Consider the following 17,600-nt stretch of genomic DNA (forward strand, 5'->3'; position numbering starts at 1 on the left):
GGCACGACTGTAACGTGTTCTAGTTTTCGTCGCAGTTCTTGTGATGCATGCCATCTATGACATGGCCCGAACGGGCCGGAATCACGCCGTGACCGCCAGAGTCGCGGCCAACCCGAAGACTACCGCCATCGCCAGCACTTCGAAAATCGACCGCCGCAGCGAGCCCGCCGCGTCCATTCGATGGTCCGTCGCCAGCGGCACCCAGGTGCGCCGCCACCACCAGCCCAGCCCCAGCAGCGCCGCCAGCAGCACCGTCTTCGCCAGCAGGATGCGGCCGTAGCCGGTGTCGAAAAGCGGTGCGAGCCCGCCGATCCGGACCAGGCCGTCGATCAACCCGGTCACCGTGACGGTGGCCGCGAGCGGCAGCGCCCACCCCGAATAGCGCGGCAGCAGCACCGCCCATTCGCCGCGGGTGCGCACCACCAGCGCCAGCGCCAGCAGCGCCCCGAACCACAGCGAGGCCGCCAGCGCGTGCACCGCGCCCAGCACCGAACCGAGGAACTGCTGCGACAGATGCCCGGTGATGGGCCGCAGCGCGATGGTCACCGCCGTGAACACCAGCACCAGATCCGCGGTGGCGCGCTCCGGATTCCGGAAACCGAACGCGCTGTACATCGCCACCGCACCGCAGCCGACCAGCAGTGCGATACCGATCTGGCCGCCGCTCACATCGGTCAGGTACTCGCCGAAGCGATCGGCGCTCAGCTGCCGCACCGGAACGCCCTGCACTTCGGCGGCTTCCAGCACCAGCATGCTGAATTCCATTGCCGCCCACAGGCCCGCCAGCACGGTCAGCAGCCGCCACGGCGTGTCGAGGCGATCGCGCAGGCGGGGGAGCGCGGCCAGGCCGAGCACCGTCGCGCCCGCGCAATCGGCGAAGACCCGGGCGGTGGCCTCGGGCTGCACCGGGTCGTTCGCGGCGAGGATCCAGGCCAGCAGCGCGCCGAGCAGGCCGCACGGAACGACCAGCAGCAGTAGCCATCTCGTTCTACTGTCGCCGGTCGCCCCGCGGTCGCGGCGATCGGTGCGGTCGGACCGGTTCACTTACGCTGCTTACCCCGGCCGCCCAGCAGTGCGAACGCCAGACCGCCGCCGAACAGCACCACCGCGCCCGCGATGAACACCCACAGCGGGACGCCGCCGTTATCGGAATCGCCGGATTTGGCCGAGCTGTCGGCCTTGGCGCCGGGGGTGCCGTTGCCGGCCTTGGTGAGCGTGAAGGAGCGGGTGCCCTTCACCGGATGGCCGTCGGCGGACGTCACCCGGTAGGCGATCTTGTATTCGCCGGCCGGGCCCAGTTCGCCCACCTCGACGCTGACCGTGGCGCCCTCCACCTTCGGCTGGCCCTTGGACCACAGATTGCCGTCCGGGCCGGTCACCGTCATGGACGGGAACGAGGCCTGCAGGTCCTCGTTGAAGGTGACGGTCACCCGCGCGGGCGAGGCGTCGATCTTGGCCCCGTCCTCGGGCGAGGACGCGATGGCGGCCGAATGCGCGTTCGCGACACCGCCGCTGAGCAGGGCGAGCACGGTGACCAGCAGGCCGGTGAGCACACCGGCGAAGATCTTGCGCATCATGACCGGCGACCCCGGATCACGCTGCCCAGACCCAGCGCCGCGCCCAGCGCGCCCAGCGCCAGGCCGATGCCGCCGAGCCAGCGGGCGGTGGTGTCGGTGCCGGCGTCGGCATCCTTGCCCGCCCCGGCGATGCTGTGATCGTCGGCGTCGCCCTTGGCCTCGCCCAAAGACAGTGCGGGAGCGGGATGCTCGGGCTCGGAACCGTCGGAGTTCTCCGGCTGATTCCACTCCACGACCTTGCCGTCACTGTAGGTCTGGGTGGCGGGGAAGCTCAGCTTCTCCTGCTTGGGCAGCGGGCCCAGCGACAGCACGAACCGCTGGAACTGGCCGGGCGCCACGCCCGCGTTCCCGGGCTCCACGGCCCAGGTCACCGACACCGCCTCGCCCTTGTCGTTGCGATCGATCTTCTCCGACCAACCGGCCATCGGCTCGGTGCGGATGCTCTTCAGATTCGGCACCGCCACGGTCAGTTTCGTGGTCGACGCGGTATTCGATTCGGTCGGCACCTTGAAGGTGGCGACGGTGTATCCGCCCTGCGCCGCGCCGGGCGCGTCCACGGTCACGTGCGCGGATGCGACGCCCGCGCCGAGCAGCGTCAGACCCACGACCGCGCCGCTCGCGGTGAGCGCACGCGAAATAGAGGTGTACATGAATGAATGGCCTTTTCTCACAAAGGTTTACGGGTGAATGCGGAACTCACACCGTGACCGGGGGTGCGCGCGGCCCCGCCGCACCCGCCGTGAGCAGGTCCTTCAATGTGATGCGCGGACCCGTCCACGCGGTCACCGACACCTGGACCGGCAGCGCGCCCGGCCGGGCGCACACCACCCGGATCGCCTGCGAGACAAGCCCGTAAAGCCGCTCGGCGGTCAGGATCAGCAACGCACAGGCGATCGCGGCCACCATATGCGCCGCCGCCATCGCCCCGTCCGAGACGAGTTCGGCACTGCCGGAAGCGAATCCGCCGGGCTCCGCACCGTGCCCGCCGTGCGCCAGCCCGCTCAGCGCCACATGGCACACCGGCTGCCCCACCGCCATGAGCGCCGGCAGCGCGATGCGCGAGGTCGCCCGCGGCAAGTTCGAGGCCAGCACCCCGATCACACCCGCCGCGAGCAATAGCAGCGTCGCACCGGTCGAGCCGGGTAGCCCGCCGCCCGCCGATCCGTGCGCCGCGATCGCCACGGCGGCTGTCAGCACTCCGGTCAAACCACCACGGAGCCAATCGGTTCGATCGCTCCCGCCTCGATTCCCCTCGAAATGACGGGGGGATGCCTCCGTCGAGCGCACACGCGGACCGCCGGTTGCGGGGACGGTTCCCCGGCCGAGGGCGGACGCGCGGCGGTGCATCGGAAACTCAGTTCACGCCGAGACGCGCGAGTACGTCGGATTCGATGCCCGACAGCTCGTTGGAGATGGAGGCGTGCACGGCGCGACGGCGCTGCACCGGCATCTGCGCGGCGGTGCGGGTCGCGGCGGCCAGGCTGTCCAGGCGATCGCGGGTGGCGGTGGCGAACTTCTTGGTGTCCGCGTCGGAGTTCTTCTTCTCCACCTCGGCCAGCGTGGCTTCCACATTGGTCAGGCGGGCCTGCAGCTTCGCGCCCGGTCCGGAGAAGTCGCCCAGCTGGTTCACGCCGATACCCAGCTGCTGGGCCCGCCGCTGGTCCAGCTGCCCGCGCACGATGGTCGCGCCCCGGTAGGCGAGCGGCGCCAGCACCGGCACCAGAATCCGCGCCACGCTCAGGTACTTGCGCACCGAGGCCACACTGAACGGATCCCGCTCCGCCTTGGCGGCCAGCTTCAGCGCCGCCTTCTCCTCGGCCTGCAATTTGGCGATCTCCGCCTTCGCCACCCGGGCCTGGGTCCGCGACTCGGCCCGATTCCGCTTGCGCTCGTTGCGCGCCCCGAGCTTGGCCTCCATACCGGCCTTGTGCTTGAGGGCTTTCGCCTCGGCTCGGCGGCTGACCCGCTTCTTGCGCTTGGTGAACAACCCCATTGATGGCCTCCGTCATGCTGGTTCGCCATGGCAGCACAGGGCCGGGGGAATGCCTGTCCGCCCATGAAACACAGTTTGCCGATCACCTTAACCGTTGCCCGTCACGGGCCGCCCGCACCCGGCGGTTTCGACGCGGCTTCGTGCCACCTTTTCCTTCTTTTCCGGCCCATCCGAAACGTCTCGGGCGTGGCGGGATTCGGCGCGGCGCGGGTGCGGGGCCAACGGTGTCGGGGGTTACGGCCATACTGCTAGGCGTGTATTCGGGCATCGGTGACCATGGCGAGCGGGCCGCGTTTCTGGACGCGCGGGCGCTGATCGGGTGCCGGCACCGGCTGCTTCTGGACGCCACCCACCCGGAGGTGCTGCACGGAGTTGCCGAGGACGCCGGCGTGCAGCAGCGGCGGGAGGCGGCCGCGGCGCACAGACAGAATGTGCGCGACACGCTGGTGGGGGCCGATCCGGGCAAGTGGGTGGTGATCCCGCCGGGGCAGCCGGCGCGGGACCGGGCGGCGGCGACCATGGCCGCCATGGAGTCGGGCGTGGAGCGGATCTGGGGCGGGTTGCTGCCGCAGGAGACCGACACCGGGCGGCGCGGCGGCTGCGAGATCCTGTGGCGCGATACCGACCGGGGCGGATACATCCCGGTGGTGGTGGTGAACCACAAGGTGACCGATCCGCGGCAGCCCGACCCGGCGGACTATCACCCGCTGACGACCGGTCTGTACGAATGGAATCCCAAGCCGGACAAGCACGTCCGCACCCGCCCGCAACCGCGTGACCAGCAGCGCCTCGCGCACCTCTACCGCATGCTGCAGCGGCACGGCATGGCCAGCCCCGCCCTGGTCGGCGGCGCCATCGGCTACCACTTCGACCGCATCCTGGTGCACGACCTCGGTCCGATCCTGGACGACTACGACCGCCGCTACGCCGACCGCATCGCCGTGGTGCGCGGCGAACTGCCCACCGTCCCCTCCAAGGTCCCCGAATGCCGCCAATGCCCCTGGTGGACCCGCGCTCCCGAAGAGGGTGGCCTGAGCTGCGAGAAATGGCTGATCGCGCACCGCGACATCAGCCTGGTCGCCCCGGGCGCGCGCGCCGAGGTGCTGCGCCGGCACGGCGTGGAGACCATCGACGATCTGGCGGGCTGGACCGGCGACGACCCGGACGACTGGCATTTCGAACCCTTCACCGAAACCGTGGTGACCGCCCGCGCCTGGGCCACCGGCGCCCCGCTGGTGCGCCGCGTCGAGCCCATCCGGGTGCAGCGCGCCGACGTCGAGGTGGACGTGGACCTGGAGAGCTACCAGGAACACGGCGCCTACCTGTGGGGCACCCTGCTGGACGGCGTCTACCGCCCGTTCGTCACCTGGGATCCGCTGCCCACCACGGACGAGGGCCGTTCCTTCGCCGAATTCTGGAACTGGCTCATGGAAGTCCGCGCGCAGGCCGCCGCCGACGGCAAAACCTTTGCCGCCTACTGCTATTCGCGCACGGCCGAAGACAAATGGCTGTATGAATCGGCCCGCCGCTTCGCCGGCATGCCCGGCATCCCCACCGAGAAGCAGATCCAGCAGTTCGTCGACGGCCCGCAATGGGTGGACATGTTCCAGGCCGTCTCCGACCAGTTCATCTGCCCGAACGGCAAGGGCCTCAAGAAGATCGCCCCCGTCGCCGGTTTCGGCTGGCGCGATCCGGAGGCCGGCGGCGAGGCGTCCATGGCCTGGTACCGCCTCGCGGTCGCCTACGACGGCGGCGAGCCGGACCTGTCGCAGCGCACCCGCATCCTCGAATACAACGAGGACGATGTGCTGGCCACCAAGACATTGCGGGACTGGATGACCGATCGCGCCGATGCCGAGGTTCCCTCCATCGCCGACTTCGCCCGTCGTAATATCGCGTCGTGACCGAACACATCGAACACCTGGAGTTTCAGGCCGAGACCCATCAGCTGCTGGAGCTGATGATTCACTCGGTGTATTCGAACAAGGACACGTTCCTTCGCGAACTCATCTCGAACGCCTCGGACGCGCTGGACAAGCTGCGCCTGGAGTCGTTCCGTGACAAGGATCTGTCCGCCGACATCTCCGATCTGCACATCGAACTCGAGGTCGATCGCGACAATCGGGTGCTGACCGTGCGCGACAACGGCATCGGCATGTCGCGCGCCGAAGTGGTGGATCTGATCGGCACGCTCGCCAAGTCGGGCACCGCCCAATTGCGCAAGCAGCTGCTCGAGACCAAGCCGGATCAGGCGGCCGAGGAACTCATCGGCCAGTTCGGCATCGGTTTCTATTCCACCTTCATGGTGGCCGACAAGGTCGCGCTCACCACCCGCAAGGCGGGCGAAACCACCGGCACCCGTTGGGAATCCGCCGCAGGCAGCCCGACCTACTCCATCGAGGAGCTCGCCGAGGCCCCGCAGGGCACCTCGGTGACCCTGCACCTCAAGCCCGCCGACGAGGACGATCACCTCTTCGATTACACGCAGGAGTGGAAGCTCCGCGAAATCGTCAAGAAGTACTCGGATTTCATCGCCTGGCCGATCCGCATGGACGTGACCCGCACGGTCATGGACGGCGAGGGCGAGGACAAGGTCGAGAAGGAACTCACCGAAACCCAGACCCTGAACTCCCAGAAGGCGCTGTGGACCCGGCCCCGGTCGGAGGTCAGCGACGAGGAGTACACCGAGTTCTACAAGCACGTCAGCCACGCCTGGGACGATCCGCTGGAGATCATCCCGATGAAGGCCGAGGGCACCTTCGAATATCAAGCGCTGCTGTTCATTCCGGCGCACGCGCCGTTCGACCTGTTCGCGCGTGAGCACAAGCGCGGCGTCCAGCTCTACGTGCGCCGGGTGTTCATCATGGACAACTGCGAAGAGCTGATGCCGGAGTACCTGCGCTTCGTCAAGGGCGTGGTGGACGCGCAGGACCTGTCGCTCAATGTCTCCCGCGAGATCCTGCAGCAGGACCGGCAGATCCGGGCCATTCGTAAGCGGCTGGTCAAGAAGGTGCTGTCCACGGTCAAGGACCTCAAGAACGCCGAGGACCAGACCAAGTACCAGTCCTTCTGGTCGGAGTTCGGCCGGGTGCTCAAGGAGGGCCTGCTCTCCGACGTCGACAATCGCGAAACCATCCTGGCGGTCTCGTCTTTCGCCTCCACCAATTCCGAGTCCGAGCTGACCACGCTCGCCGGATACGTGGAGCGCATGAAGGAGGGTCAGCAGGGGATCTACTACCTGACCGGCGAATCGCGGCAGCAGATCGAGAACTCCCCGCACATGGAGGCCTTCAAGGCCAAGGGCCTCGAGGTGCTGGTGCTGACCGATCCGGTCGACGAGATGTGGGTCGGCGCGGTCACCGAGTTCGAGGGCAAACCGATCCAGTCCATCGCCAAGGGCGAGATCGACCTGGAGACCGAGGACGAGAAGCAGGCGTCGGAGCAGCTGCGCGAGCAGCAGGAGAAGGATTTCGCCGACGTCCTGGGCTGGCTGAAGGAAACCCTGGACGCGGACGTCAAGGAGGTGCGCCTGACCAACCGGCTCACCACCTCCCCGGCGTGCATCGTCGGTGACGTGTTCGACTTCACCCCGATGCTGGAACGTATGTATCGCGCGTCCGGGCAGGACCTGCCGCACAGCAAGCGGATTCTCGAACTGAACCCGGCGCACCCGCTGGTGACCGGGCTGCGGGACGCGTACGCGGGGGTGAAGGATGCCGAGGACAAGCCCGCCGAACTGGGCGAGACCGCCGAATTGCTCTACGGCACAGCGGTTCTCGCCGAAGGCGGCGAGCTGAAGGATCCGGCGCACTTCGCCCGCATCCTGGCCGATCGGCTGACCCGCACGCTCTGACCGAACCGATCACCCGCCTTCGCTACCTGCGCGAAGGCGGGTTTCGGTCATGCCCGCCGTGGCGCAAATGTGACGTCCGGCATCCTCGAGCGATTTCGGGAACTCCTCCGAGACGCGTACGTTGTACGTCTTGGTCGTAAGTTTTTCGTGTTCGTGTTTTTCGCATGCTCGCGCTGAACATCGTGCGGGCGTCGCTTCACCTTGCCAGGCAAGTTGCAAGCCGCCTTCTGATCGACCCGGTCACCGCACCAGTGGGTGACCACGCAATAAAAGAAACACCTCGTCAGGAGAAGGTAATGGTTCAGGGCACCGTCAAGTGGTTCAACGCGGAGAAGGGCTACGGCTTCATCGCCCGCGAGGACGGCCCCGACGTTTTCGTCCACTACTCGGAGATCGAGGGCAACGGCTACCGTCAGCTCGAGGAAGGCCAGTCGGTCTCCTTCGAGATCACCGAGGGCAAGAAGGGCCCGCAGGCAGCTGCGGTCCGCCCGCAGTAAGACTGGTCCGTCGCGCACCTGACAGTGCGCGCCGCCCCGCTTCGAAATAACAAAACCCGCACCGGTAACGGCGCGGGTTTTGTCGTATCGGGGGTGTGGCGGCGAACCCCCGCATGCCACACCTGGGGGTCCGGGGGCTCGGCCCCCGGATTCCCCCTCCCACAGGGGGTTTGGGGGCGAAGCCCCCGAAACCCAGCGTTAGCGCGGAGCCATGCGGAGGGCGCCGTCCATGCGGATGGTCTCGCCGTTGAGGTAGTCGTGCTCGGTGATGTACTGCGCGAGCTGCGCGTACTCGTCCGGGCGGCCCAGGCGGGACGGGAACGGCACGCCGGCCTCGAGGCCCTTGCGGTATTCCTCGGTGACACCGGCCAGCATCGGGGTGTCGATGATGCCGGGGGCGATGGTGTTGACGCGAATGCCGAACTGCGCCAGGTCACGAGCGGCCGGGATGGTCATGCCGGCGACGCCGCCCTTGGACGCCGAGTAGGCGATCTGCCCGATCTGGCCTTCGAACGCCGCGACGGACGCGGTGTTGATGACCACGCCGCGCTGGCCGTACTCGTCGACCGGTTCGGTCTTGGCGATGGCGTCGGCGGCCAGGCGCATCACATTGAAGGACCCGAGCAGGTTCACGGTGATCACGGTCCGGAACAGCTCGAGGTCGTGCGGCCCGTTCTTGGACAGGATGCGTCCCGCCCAGCCCACGCCCGCGCAGTTGACCACGATGCGCAGCGGCACACCGGATTCCACGACCTTGGCGACCGCGGCGGCGACATCGTCGGCGCTGGTCACGTCGGTCGGGATGAGGGTGACGCCGGCGGGGACGCTGTCGCCCGCACGCTCGATCGACTGTGCCAGGTCCAGGCCGAACACGGTGGCGCCGAGGTCGGCGAAGCGCTTGGCGGTGGCCGCACCCAGGCCGGAAGCGCCTCCGGTGACAATGGCGGCGGAGCCCGAAATCTCCACGGTGGTTGGTCCTCTCGAACGTGGACGGCCCTCTCACTGGCCCTCCGTCAATAAGCACGATATCCGGATCGATCATGGTGCCCGCGCGGGGTCCGCGGAAGACGACCGTCGAGTTTGCGAACACGAGTGTTCGCCTAGTGGTACCGTCGTCACATGAACGCCAGCACGGCCGAACGACCGCGCCGTGGTCTCTTCCGCCCGGCCCCCCAGGTCGCCGGGAAGCGAATTCTGATCACCGGCGCCGCCCGCGGCATCGGCGCGGCCCTGGCCCGCCAGCTGCACAGCCGCGGCGCCCGCGTGGCCCTGCTCGGCATCGAGGAAGCCCTGCTGGCCGACACCGCCGCCGAATGCGGGGACGCTCCCTGGCGCTATTGCGACATCGGCGACCCGGCCCAGGTGGACCGCGCGGTGCAATCCCTGGTCACCGAACTGGGCGGCCTGGACGCCGTCGTCGTCAACGCCGGCATCGCCCGTCAGCTGGCCCTGCTCTCCGGCGACCCCGAGGTGCTCGAGGAAACCCTCGCCGTCAATGTCCTCGGCGCGTACTACACCATGCGCGCCGCCGGCCCGCACATCGCGCACCCGGACGGCTACGTGCTGCTGGTGTCCTCGCTGGCCGCCGCCGTCCACCTACCCCTGGCCGGGGCCTACAGCGCCTCCAAGGCCGCCGTCGAAGCCCTCGGCCAAACCCTGCGCATCGAACTCCGGCACACCGGCGCCCGCGTCGGCCTGGCCTATTTCGCCGAGCTCGACACCGAGATGACCAGCCGCGGTTTCGGCACCGAGGCCGCGCGCAGCATTCTCGGCCAGGCCCAGGGCGGCGGCGTCTCGAGCGTCTCGGGCATCGCACCCCTCGGCCCGGCCATCGACGCCATGCAACGCGCGCTGGCCCGCCGCTCGCGCCGAGTGGTCTCCCCGTACTGGGTCGGCACCGTACTGTGGTGGCGACCACTCGCCCAGCGGGTGATCGAATACACCCTGCGGCACGGTGTCGCCTCGGGCTTGGCCATCGCCGATACCGAAGCGACGCGCTACACCACCGACCAACCGGCCCGGGCCCGCAGGTTGCGCAAGCCCGCCTGAAAGTTCCCACGGCACAACGGAGTTCACCGCATGCCCGAATCGGCCACCACCGCCGCCCGGCTGCCCCGCGGCCGGCACGGACTACCGCGTGAAACCGTGATCGCCGCCCAGCGCGATCGCATCCTGCTCGCCCTGGCCGAGGCGATGGCCGAAAACGGTTATGTCGGAACACCCGTCGCGGCGGTCATCAAACGCGCCGGGGTTTCCCGGGAAACCTTCTACGAGCAATTCCGTTCCAAGGAGGACTGTTTCGAGGCCGCCTTCGAACGGGCCGCGGAACTCATGCTGACCGGCATCTTCGCCGCCACCGGCGCGGACTTCGAGGGCGAGACCCCGGCCGCGCGCATCGAACGCGTGCTCGGCTCCTACCTGGACGCGGTCGCCTCCCAGCCCGCCTACGCCCGGCTGTTCCTGGTCGAGGTGTACGCGGTCGGCCCGGAGGCCATCGCCCGCCGGGCCGCGCTGCAGGAAGCCTTCTCGGCCATGGTCGCCGACATTCTCGGCGCGGACACCGAGGAACAGCGCTTCGCCTGCCAGACCCTGGTCGCGGCCATGAGCGCCATGGTCACCGCGCGCATCGCCACCGGTGACGTGACCGGCCTGCGCAATTTGCGCGAGCCGCTACTGGGCCTGGTGGCGCGCAGCGGCGATCTCTTCGGCCACGTCCCGCTCGCCGGCTGAGGCATCGACCCGGGTGGGGGTCCGGCGGCGCAGTGCGAGCAGCGCCGCACCGGCGAGCGCGGGCAGCCCGGCCGCGAGCACCGCAGCGATCGGGGTGCCGATGCCGGTGGCGAAGGCCTCCAGCAGGGTCAGCGCACCGAAGTACAGGAACAGCAGACCCGAGCAGACCGCGATGAAGCGTTCCGGAATGTGCTTGCCGACCGTCACGCCGATCAGAATGGCCAGCCCGCCGGCCGCGACCATGCCCACGACGGAACCGATCCACACCGCCACCCAGCCGTTCTTGGTGGCCAGGGCCATGGTCGCGAACATGGTGCGGTCGCCGAGCTCGGCGAGCAGGAACGCGGACAGCACCACCAGGAACGCGGACCGCGACTTGGGCTGCGGCGCGGGCGTTTCGTCGTCCTCCGCGCCCGCCCCCGGCAGCGTCTCGCGCAGGGTCCACAGGCCGACGCCGATGAGCGTGGCCGCGGCGCACAGGGAAATGAGTTCGGTGGGCAGTGCCGCTCCGAGGAAATGACCGACCCCGACCGCGATCAGATTGACCAGCACGCTCGCCGCGGTGATGGCGCTCAGCACCACCCACCAGCGGTAGCGCAGGGCGAAAGTCAGGGCCATGAGCTGGGATTTGTCTCCCAGTTCGGCGAGAAAGAGCACGCCGAAGCTCAGCAATATCGTGGCGATCATGAAGGTCAGCTCCCAGGTCTCCGGCCTGTCGGCTGAAATGCGGGGGCGCTTCAGCCGACACCGCACCGGTAAAACGGTTTGGTTTGCAATCGGCCGAAGGTCTCGCCCACCGGATTCCGGTTCACGCAGCCGGACCCGAGAGCGGATCAGTATGTCGACTACGCGATTGCGGGCTACTCCCCTTCGCTGTTGCACACCCTACCCGGCAAATCGGGCGCACGCAAACACGTGTAGCCCAAATCGCAATGCGCGCAATAAGTTTGGGCACGCTGCCGCGAGGTTTCGGGAACCCTTACGCGGCCAGCAGCATAGCCAGAACCGCGGTGTCGGGATCGCTGATCGGATCGACGCCCACACGCGAAACCATCGAGGTGACGGTGCCGTCGCTGTCGGTTTCCACCCACGCCGCCCGATGCTCCAGCCCGAGATGGGGGAGTCCCGGCAGCAGCAGGCACCCCGATGCCGCGCCGGAGCACTCGGGCAGCGAAGGCCGCGTCTCGCGCGGCGGATGCAACATGATCAATGCCGGTGGCACATGTCCGGCAAACTGCCCGGGCCGCAAGCCCTCCCCGCCCAGTACGGTCCCTTCGGCGATCACCAAGCCGACCATCCCCGGATCGGGATCATCGGGAAGTTCCTCGCGCGCCCCGAACACCGTCGAGGTCGGCAGCAATCCCGGCAGGCTGGCGACGCGGACGGCGAGGACCAGCAGTTGTGCCCATTCCTTGGTGGAATCCGGCCACCGGCCGGAGATGACGAACCCGCAGAGTGACCCGCGTGAATGAAACGGCATGATGCCGATCTGCTCGCTCATCGCGTGCCTCCGATCGATCCGGGGCCGCCCTGCCCATCCTGTTGTAGGAACATCAGGTTGTACCTCGAAGTAACTGGCACACAAGTACCAAAGACTGCTAGCAGTCGGACCCCTGAAATGCGAAAAGCCCGCGAACCAATCGGCTCGCGGGCTAACCGCTCGGAGAGTGCGGGCTGGCGTCCCGCCGGGGGCTTGCCCCCTCCCCGCTCTCCCGGGGGTGTGGGGGCGTCAGCCCCCACGAAATTCTGCTTCGGCTCAGCCGAAGATCAGGCCTTTGCCCTGCTGGGTGGCGCGGGCGAAGCGGTCCTGCACCTCGGCCCAGTTCACGACGTTCCAGAACGCGTTGACGTAGTCCGCCTTCACGTTCTTGTACTGCAGGTAGAAGGCGTGCTCCCACATGTCCAGGCCGAGCAGCGGGATGATGCCGAGCGGCACATTGCCCTGCTGGTCGGTGAGCTGGAAGGTGAGCAGCTTCTCGCCCAGGGTGTCCCAGCCCAGCCAGGCCCAGCCCGAACCCTGCAGGCCGTTGGCGGCCGCGGAGAACTGCGCGCGGAACTTGTCGAACGAACCGAACTGGTTGTCGATGGCGGCCTCGAGCTCGCCGACCGGCTTGTCGCCGCCGTCCTTGGACAGGCTCTTCCACCAGATGGAGTGGTTGACGTGGCCGCCCAGGTGGAAGGCCAGGTTCTTCTCGTTCAGGAAGATGGCAGCGTGGTCGCCGGCCTCGCGGGCGGCTTCCAGCTTCTCGACGGCGGCATTGGCGCCGGCGACGTAGGCGGCATGGTGCTTGGTGTGGTGGATCTCGTTGATCTGCCCGGAGATGAAAGGCTCCAGAGCGTCGTAGTCGTAATCCAGTTCCGGCAGCGTGTACTCAGCCACGATGTCCCTTCCTCAGTGTCGGGGCTGTGTGCCTCGATTCCTATCGAGCGCACCCAACCATCATTCGTACACCCGCTCGGGTGCAACCGGGTCGTTCGCCCCCACATTCCGGCGCCGGCCCGATCGTCTCGAGGAGTGGGCGGATGGACCGGCGCCGGCCGCTGCGGGCTGCGGCTTCCCGGTCCGGGCATACCCCGGCCCCGGCGCCTCAACGGGGCCGGGGCCGGATTCGAATCTGCGCGAGCCGCTTTCGGGCTACAGCGGCGGCACGATATTCGGCCGCATGGTGCGCGGGTCGCCGAGGTCGTGCGCCTTCCACCAGCGCACCCCGCCCGCGATGAATTCGTCGAGCGGAATGTCATTGCCCTGTTTATCGGTCACAAAGAGGCCGTCGAACCACACCCGCACATCCAGTTCGCGCGGATCGATGCCCTCTTCCTGCGAGAACTCCAGCATGTGCGAGGCGGGGTCATCGCCGATCGTGGTGTCGAAGCTGAGCAGTTTGCGCCACTGGTTCCAGGCGTTCTCGTCGAGGTCGATGAATTCCCAGCCGTGCAGCGCGCCGCCGCCGAAGCTGTTGACGGCGTCGTGCAGGCCGTCCAGTTCGAGCGGCAGCACGACCGGTTCCAGGTCGTCCCAGCGCTGCCGCCGCAGCGAGGCGGCGACCCGGCTGACGCCGGTCAGGGTGAGGTAGACGTCGCAGTCCGCCGGCGGCGGCCCGTCGACGGGGAGGGTGAGGACGTCGAGCTCCAGCCGTAGGGTCCGGGCTTGTTTGTCGACGTCGATCCCGAGGCAGGTCGCCTCGGACAGCGCGGTGCTGAGTCCGGTGATGTCCAGTCCGTCGAGTAGCCCCCTGCTCACAGTCATAGCGCCAGGCTACCGATCCGGCCTGGCCGGGCCGAGGATTTCCGTTTTTCGGTAGTGTTGTCGTTTTTTTCGGAGGCGAACGGAACCGCGGCGTGAGCGGGCGCGTCAGAGTAGATGAGGGCCGGGTCGCGGCCCTCGGTGCGGTCGGCCGCTCCGGAACGTGGAGGGGACTTCCGGATCGGCCGATCGGACATTCCGGACGACTCTGAAGCTGTGGATCAGGTTGTGGATTATGTGGATAACTGGTGTCCGGCTATGCACAGGACTCCACGGCGCCCTTGACCACGTGGCAGGATCGAAAGTGTGACGATGCCCCATGTCCCCTCGGTGCCGGTCGACGCCGTCCCGGCGGAGTTCGACACACCCGAGCCGTGGGCCGGCGCGCAGCCCCTGCCCGCCCAGCTCCTCGATGTGCGCGAGGACGACGAATGGCAGCTCGGGCACGCGCCGGGCGCGGTGCACATCCCGCTCGTGGACGTCCCGGCCCGGATCGACGAGCTCGATATCGACGCCCAGATCTACGTGATCTGCCGGCAGGGCGGGCGTTCCATCACCGCGGTGCAGTACCTGGAACAACTCGGCTACGAAGCCGTGCACGTCACCGGCGGCATGGTGGCCTGGCAGCAGACCGGGCGGCCGCTTACCGGCGCGGGCGCCGAGGCCAAGATCTACTGATGACGACGACTCACCGATGACAGGGGGACGAGTGGCCGACTCGCGATCCGCGGTTGTACAGCCGTGTGCCCGCTGCGGCGCCCGCTGGGCCGTGCAGGGCAAACCGCTGCACTGGTGCCCCCGCTGCCACGGCGTGCTGCTCTCACCCGCACCGGTGGACGCGCCGGCCGAACGGCGCAACTACCGCTGGGTGGCGCGCCCGCCCGGCCGCAGGAGTCATCCGGCGGGTGGTCCGGCGCGCGCCGCCGCGAGCCGGGAGACGCCGCGCTACACCGAGATTCCGCGCTGGGGCCTGCGGGACCGGCCGGCCGCGGTCTCGCCGGAGCCCCGGAACGCGCTGTCGCCGTTCACCGATCGCCTGCACCAGCTGCTGTACGCCAGCATCGCGCTGTTCGTGCTGGCCGCCGTCGCCGAGCTGGGCCGCTACGGGGTACTGCTGCGCAATCGCACCCGGCTGATCCATCCGGCCGTGCTGTGGGCGTCGGATATCGCCGTGTACGCGACCGCGGTGCTGTCCCTCGTGTTCGCCCTGGCCACCGCCGTGGCGCTGGTGGGGTGGCTGGTGCGCACCCGGGGCGCGCTGTATGCCGCGCGGGGGCAACACGATCCGCGTTCGCCGCGGCTGATCGCGGCGGGGTGCTTGATCCCCGGCGTGAACCTGATCTTCCCGGGGGTCTTCCTCACCGAGGCCGCCCGGCTGCGCGGGTTCGGCGCGGACACCGCGACCCCGCAGGGCGTCCGAGCTTCGCGCCGTCCCGCTGCCGCGCACCCCGGCACGGAGTCGGAGGCCGATCCGCGCCTGCTGCGCACGGTCCGGATCTGGTGGGCGGCTTGGGTTCTCAACGGTCTGCTGGTCGTGATCGCCCAGCTGTACCGTTTTGCGGACTCACTGCAGGTCAAGGCCGATGGCGTCCTCGTCGCCATGTGGACGAACCTGGTCGCGGCGGGCGTCGCGGTGCTGACCCTGGGCCTGGTGCGCGCCTTCGCCGGACAGGATCTGCGCGGCCGCCCCACCGCCGTCACCCGCTGGCTGCCCGCGACCACCCCGGCGCAGCCGGTGATCGAACCGGTGCAGCCCGCCGATCGGGCATCGGATTCCACCGGACGCGCGCCCGGGGCCGCCGTCGGGAATGATGAGGCCACCGCATCCGATTCGGAATCCGGCCTCGCCGATTCCGAGCGGGCGCCGGAATCCGAACATGAGGAGGTATTGGCGAAGTGAGCCGGGCCAGTCGCGCGCCGTTCGTGGTCGCGCACCGGGGGGCGTCGGCGGCGCGACCCGAACACACCCTCGCCGCATACGAACTCGCCCTGCAGGAGGGCGCCGACGGCGTCGAATGCGATGTCCGGCTGACCAAGGACGGCGTACTGGTCTGCGTGCACGACCGCACCGTGGACCGCACCTCCAACGGTGCCGGCGCGGTCAGCGAGATGACCCTGGACGAGTTGCGGGCCTTGGACTTCGGCGCCGACGGCGAACCCGCCTCGGTCCTCACCCTCGACGAACTCATCGAGCTGGTCCTGGACTGGAAGAGCCGCCCCACCAAGCTCTTCATCGAGACCAAGCACCCCGTCCGCTACGGCGCACAGGTGGAAACCACCCTCCTGGAACAACTTCAGAAGTACGGCATCGCCGCCCCCGCCTCCGCCGACCACTCCCGCGCCGTGGTCATCTCCTTCGCCGCGACGGCCGTCTGGCGCATCCGCCGCGCCGCCCCGCTGCTCCCCACCGTCCTACTCGGCGAATCCTCCCTCTACCTCTCCGGCGGAGCGGCCACCACCGTCGGCGCCACCGCCATCGGCCCCTCGGTCCGCACCCTCCGCGAACACCCCGACCTGGTCGACAAAGCCGCCGCCGCGGGCCGCGCCACCTACGTCTGGACCGTCGACGACGCCGAAGACGTCCGCCTCTGCGCCGACCTCGGCGTCAGCTGGATCGCCACCAACCACCCCGGCCGTACGAAGGGCTTGCTCCCTGCCGCGTAAGTGGCCCTGTAGGTTTGCCACTCATGGGTAAGAGCAAGCGCAACAGTCCGAAGCCGGACAGTAATCGGGCGCAGAAGCTGGCCGCGCGCAAGGCCGCGCAGGAGCAGGCCGCGCAGGCGGTCACCCGCCCGTTCGAGGGCTTGGCCGCGGAATGCGATCTGGTCGCGCTCCGCGAATTCGTGCCGTCCGCCACCGCGACGCTGAAGCTGTCGCCGAGCGTCGGCGCCGAACGCGCGGTCACGCTGGCCACGGTGCTGCCGGGCGCGGTGGCCGCGCTGGTGCGGGCCGGGGACGAGGCGATCGGTTTCGTCGGCACCCAGGTGCAGCACCAGTCCGCGAATCCGGCCGCCGATCTGGCGAGCGCCATTCTGTGGACCCAGGCCGCCGAGCCGGGCGAATCGCTGGACGCCGCGAATGTGGATGGCGCCCCGAGCCTTTCGGAGGTGCTGGATCCCGGCGCCGCCCTGGACCTGACCGTGCACCAGGACTTCAACTGGTGGGTGCCCGCGGGCGTCACCCCGGACCCGCAGGTCGCCGCCACCATCGAGCAGGCCAATCAGGCCATCATGCCGTCGGCGCGCCTGGAGCTGGGCGCGGACGCCATCGGCGCGGCCTGGTGGGTGGACGCCGGCGAGAAGGCGCATCTGCGCTGGGTGCGCCCGGAGGACGAGGATCAGCTGATGCTGGCCCTGGCCCGCCTGCACGCGGCCGGTGACCTGCACCTGGGCGAGGGTTCGCGCTTCGCGGGCTCGTTCCGCACCCACGGCCTGCTGGTCCCGGTGTTCGACCTGGATCCGGAGCGGCACGCCACCGAATGGGAGGCCCCGGCGCGCGAGTTCGGCGCCAAGCTGGCCGCTGCCCTGAAGTCGGATGCCCCGCTGTCCTCGGACGAGCGTCGTTCGCGCGACGGCCTGCGTTCGCGTCAGGTCACGCTGCGCTGATCCGCCGCCCTCGAAAGGGGCGTTGAGCTGGTCTTACCGGGCCGTTCGCGGGTGGTCTCCAACCATCCCCGGACGGCCCGAAATTTTTTCCCGGTCAATTT

The 17,600-nt window shown here is 68.9% G+C and carries 19 protein-coding genes; 9 read left to right on the plus strand and 10 right to left on the minus strand.

Annotated features, from left to right (window positions below):
- Positions 1–81: 81 nt before the first annotated feature.
- The 5 genes from NY1_RS24705 to NY1_RS24725 form a co-directional block, all read right to left on the minus strand.
- Positions 82–1,044: a CopD family protein gene (locus tag NY1_RS24705; protein WP_084535300.1), complete on the minus strand. Its 963-nt coding sequence runs from the start codon at positions 1,042–1,044 to the stop codon at positions 82–84.
- A complete protein-coding gene (locus NY1_RS24710) occupies positions 1,041–1,577 on the minus strand; it encodes a copper resistance CopC family protein (RefSeq protein ID WP_067717961.1) in 537 nt (178 codons plus the stop codon). The genes NY1_RS24705 and NY1_RS24710 overlap by 4 nt, the downstream gene beginning before the upstream one ends.
- Entirely contained in the window at positions 1,574–2,227 is a 654-nt protein-coding gene (locus NY1_RS24715) for a YcnI family copper-binding membrane protein (RefSeq protein WP_067717962.1), read from the minus strand. The genes NY1_RS24710 and NY1_RS24715 overlap by 4 nt, the downstream gene beginning before the upstream one ends.
- 46 nt (positions 2,228–2,273) lie before the next feature.
- Positions 2,274–2,774 (minus strand): hypothetical protein, encoded by a 501-nt coding sequence (locus tag NY1_RS24720; protein ID WP_067717965.1) that lies wholly within the window; start codon positions 2,772–2,774, stop codon positions 2,274–2,276.
- Between the two features lie 157 nt (positions 2,775–2,931).
- Positions 2,932–3,570: a DUF6474 family protein gene (locus tag NY1_RS24725; protein WP_067717968.1), complete on the minus strand. Its 639-nt coding sequence runs from the start codon at positions 3,568–3,570 to the stop codon at positions 2,932–2,934.
- Positions 3,571–3,824: 254 nt separating this feature from the next.
- Here NY1_RS24725 and NY1_RS24730 point away from each other — a divergent pair, with 254 nt between their 5' ends.
- The 3 genes from NY1_RS24730 to NY1_RS24740 all read left to right on the plus strand — a co-directional run bounded on the left by NY1_RS24730 (position 3,825) and on the right by NY1_RS24740 (position 7,920).
- Positions 3,825–5,474 carry a TM0106 family RecB-like putative nuclease gene (locus NY1_RS24730; protein ID WP_233434464.1) on the plus strand — a complete coding sequence of 550 codons (1,650 nt, stop codon included), beginning with the start codon at positions 3,825–3,827 and terminating at the stop codon, positions 5,472–5,474.
- Positions 5,471–7,423, plus strand: a complete 1,953-nt coding sequence (htpG, locus tag NY1_RS24735) for a molecular chaperone HtpG (RefSeq protein WP_067717970.1) — start codon at positions 5,471–5,473, stop codon at positions 7,421–7,423. Before NY1_RS24730 ends, htpG begins: the two co-directional genes overlap by 4 nt.
- 296 nt (positions 7,424–7,719) lie before the next feature.
- Entirely contained in the window at positions 7,720–7,920 is a 201-nt protein-coding gene (locus tag NY1_RS24740) for a cold-shock protein (protein WP_067717973.1), read from the plus strand.
- Between the two features lie 198 nt (positions 7,921–8,118).
- Here NY1_RS24740 and NY1_RS24745 read toward each other — a convergent pair whose 3' ends face one another.
- On the minus strand, positions 8,119–8,886 hold the full coding sequence (locus NY1_RS24745; protein ID WP_067717976.1) for an SDR family NAD(P)-dependent oxidoreductase: 768 nt from the start codon (positions 8,884–8,886) through the stop codon (positions 8,119–8,121).
- Between the two features lie 153 nt (positions 8,887–9,039).
- Between NY1_RS24745 and NY1_RS24750 the strand changes: the two genes are divergently transcribed.
- Positions 9,040–9,969 (plus strand): SDR family NAD(P)-dependent oxidoreductase, encoded by a 930-nt coding sequence (locus tag NY1_RS24750; protein WP_067717979.1) that lies wholly within the window; start codon positions 9,040–9,042, stop codon positions 9,967–9,969.
- Between the two features lie 30 nt (positions 9,970–9,999).
- Positions 10,000–10,650 (plus strand): TetR/AcrR family transcriptional regulator, encoded by a 651-nt coding sequence (locus NY1_RS24755; RefSeq protein ID WP_067717981.1) that lies wholly within the window; start codon positions 10,000–10,002, stop codon positions 10,648–10,650.
- Here NY1_RS24755 and NY1_RS24760 read toward each other — a convergent pair.
- The 4 genes from NY1_RS24760 to NY1_RS24775 form a co-directional block, all read right to left on the minus strand.
- Positions 10,591–11,337 carry a TMEM165/GDT1 family protein gene (locus tag NY1_RS24760; RefSeq protein WP_067718349.1) on the minus strand — a complete coding sequence of 249 codons (747 nt, stop codon included), beginning with the start codon at positions 11,335–11,337 and terminating at the stop codon, positions 10,591–10,593. The two genes, NY1_RS24755 and NY1_RS24760, sit on opposite strands and share 60 nt — an antisense overlap.
- Positions 11,338–11,629: 292 nt before the next feature.
- Entirely contained in the window at positions 11,630–12,151 is a 522-nt protein-coding gene (locus NY1_RS24765) for a peptidase (protein ID WP_067717984.1), read from the minus strand.
- Between the two features lie 255 nt (positions 12,152–12,406).
- A complete protein-coding gene (locus NY1_RS24770) occupies positions 12,407–13,030 on the minus strand; it encodes a superoxide dismutase (protein ID WP_067717987.1) in 624 nt (207 codons plus the stop codon).
- 255 nt (positions 13,031–13,285) lie between these two features.
- Entirely contained in the window at positions 13,286–13,897 is a 612-nt protein-coding gene (locus NY1_RS24775) for a hypothetical protein (RefSeq protein ID WP_067717990.1), read from the minus strand.
- Positions 13,898–14,206: 309 nt separating this feature from the next.
- Here NY1_RS24775 and NY1_RS24780 point away from each other — a divergent pair, with 309 nt between their 5' ends.
- Genes NY1_RS24780 through NY1_RS24795 form a run of 4 tightly spaced genes read left to right on the plus strand, consistent with a single transcriptional unit; the run spans position 14,207 to position 17,499 of the window.
- Positions 14,207–14,572 (plus strand): rhodanese-like domain-containing protein, encoded by a 366-nt coding sequence (locus tag NY1_RS24780; protein ID WP_084535301.1) that lies wholly within the window; start codon positions 14,207–14,209, stop codon positions 14,570–14,572.
- A gap of 31 nt (positions 14,573–14,603) precedes the next feature.
- Positions 14,604–15,794 carry a DUF4328 domain-containing protein gene (locus NY1_RS24785; protein WP_233434466.1) on the plus strand — a complete coding sequence of 397 codons (1,191 nt, stop codon included), beginning with the start codon at positions 14,604–14,606 and terminating at the stop codon, positions 15,792–15,794.
- The gene (locus NY1_RS24790) at positions 15,791–16,558 is read left to right on the plus strand and encodes a glycerophosphodiester phosphodiesterase (RefSeq protein ID WP_067717992.1); all 768 of its coding nucleotides are present in this window, start codon (positions 15,791–15,793) and stop codon (positions 16,556–16,558) included. Before NY1_RS24785 ends, NY1_RS24790 begins: the two co-directional genes overlap by 4 nt.
- A 23-nt stretch (positions 16,559–16,581) precedes the next feature.
- Positions 16,582–17,499, plus strand: coding sequence for a DUF5926 family protein (locus tag NY1_RS24795; protein WP_067717995.1), 918 nt, complete (start codon positions 16,582–16,584; stop codon positions 17,497–17,499).
- The last annotated feature ends 101 nt before the right edge of the window (positions 17,500–17,600 follow it).

Source organism: Nocardia yamanashiensis NBRC 100130 (genome assembly GCF_001613325.1).
In the GTDB taxonomy this organism is placed as follows: Bacteria; Actinomycetota; Actinomycetes; order Mycobacteriales; family Mycobacteriaceae; genus Nocardia; species Nocardia yamanashiensis.

What these genes read in the sequence shown, in the direction of transcription:
- NY1_RS24760 (WP_067718349.1), bottom strand. Translation starts at nt 11,337, where the DNA reads ATGATCGCCACGATATTGCTGAGCTTCGGCGTGCTCTTTCTCGCCGAA.
- NY1_RS24765 (WP_067717984.1), bottom strand. Translation starts at nt 12,151, where the DNA reads ATGAGCGAGCAGATCGGCATCATGCCGTTTCATTCACGCGGGTCACTC.
- NY1_RS24715 (WP_067717962.1), bottom strand. Translation starts at nt 2,227, where the DNA reads ATGTACACCTCTATTTCGCGTGCGCTCACCGCGAGCGGCGCGGTCGTG.
- NY1_RS24795 (WP_067717995.1), top strand. Translation starts at nt 16,582, where the DNA reads ATGGGTAAGAGCAAGCGCAACAGTCCGAAGCCGGACAGTAATCGGGCG.
- NY1_RS24775 (WP_067717990.1), bottom strand. Translation starts at nt 13,897, where the DNA reads ATGACTGTGAGCAGGGGGCTACTCGACGGACTGGACATCACCGGACTC.
- NY1_RS24780 (WP_084535301.1), top strand. Translation starts at nt 14,207, where the DNA reads ATGCCCCATGTCCCCTCGGTGCCGGTCGACGCCGTCCCGGCGGAGTTC.
- NY1_RS24750 (WP_067717979.1), top strand. Translation starts at nt 9,040, where the DNA reads ATGAACGCCAGCACGGCCGAACGACCGCGCCGTGGTCTCTTCCGCCCG.
- NY1_RS24710 (WP_067717961.1), bottom strand. Translation starts at nt 1,577, where the DNA reads ATGATGCGCAAGATCTTCGCCGGTGTGCTCACCGGCCTGCTGGTCACC.
- NY1_RS24755 (WP_067717981.1), top strand. Translation starts at nt 10,000, where the DNA reads ATGCCCGAATCGGCCACCACCGCCGCCCGGCTGCCCCGCGGCCGGCAC.
- NY1_RS24740 (WP_067717973.1), top strand. Translation starts at nt 7,720, where the DNA reads ATGGTTCAGGGCACCGTCAAGTGGTTCAACGCGGAGAAGGGCTACGGC.
- NY1_RS24725 (WP_067717968.1), bottom strand. Translation starts at nt 3,570, where the DNA reads ATGGGGTTGTTCACCAAGCGCAAGAAGCGGGTCAGCCGCCGAGCCGAG.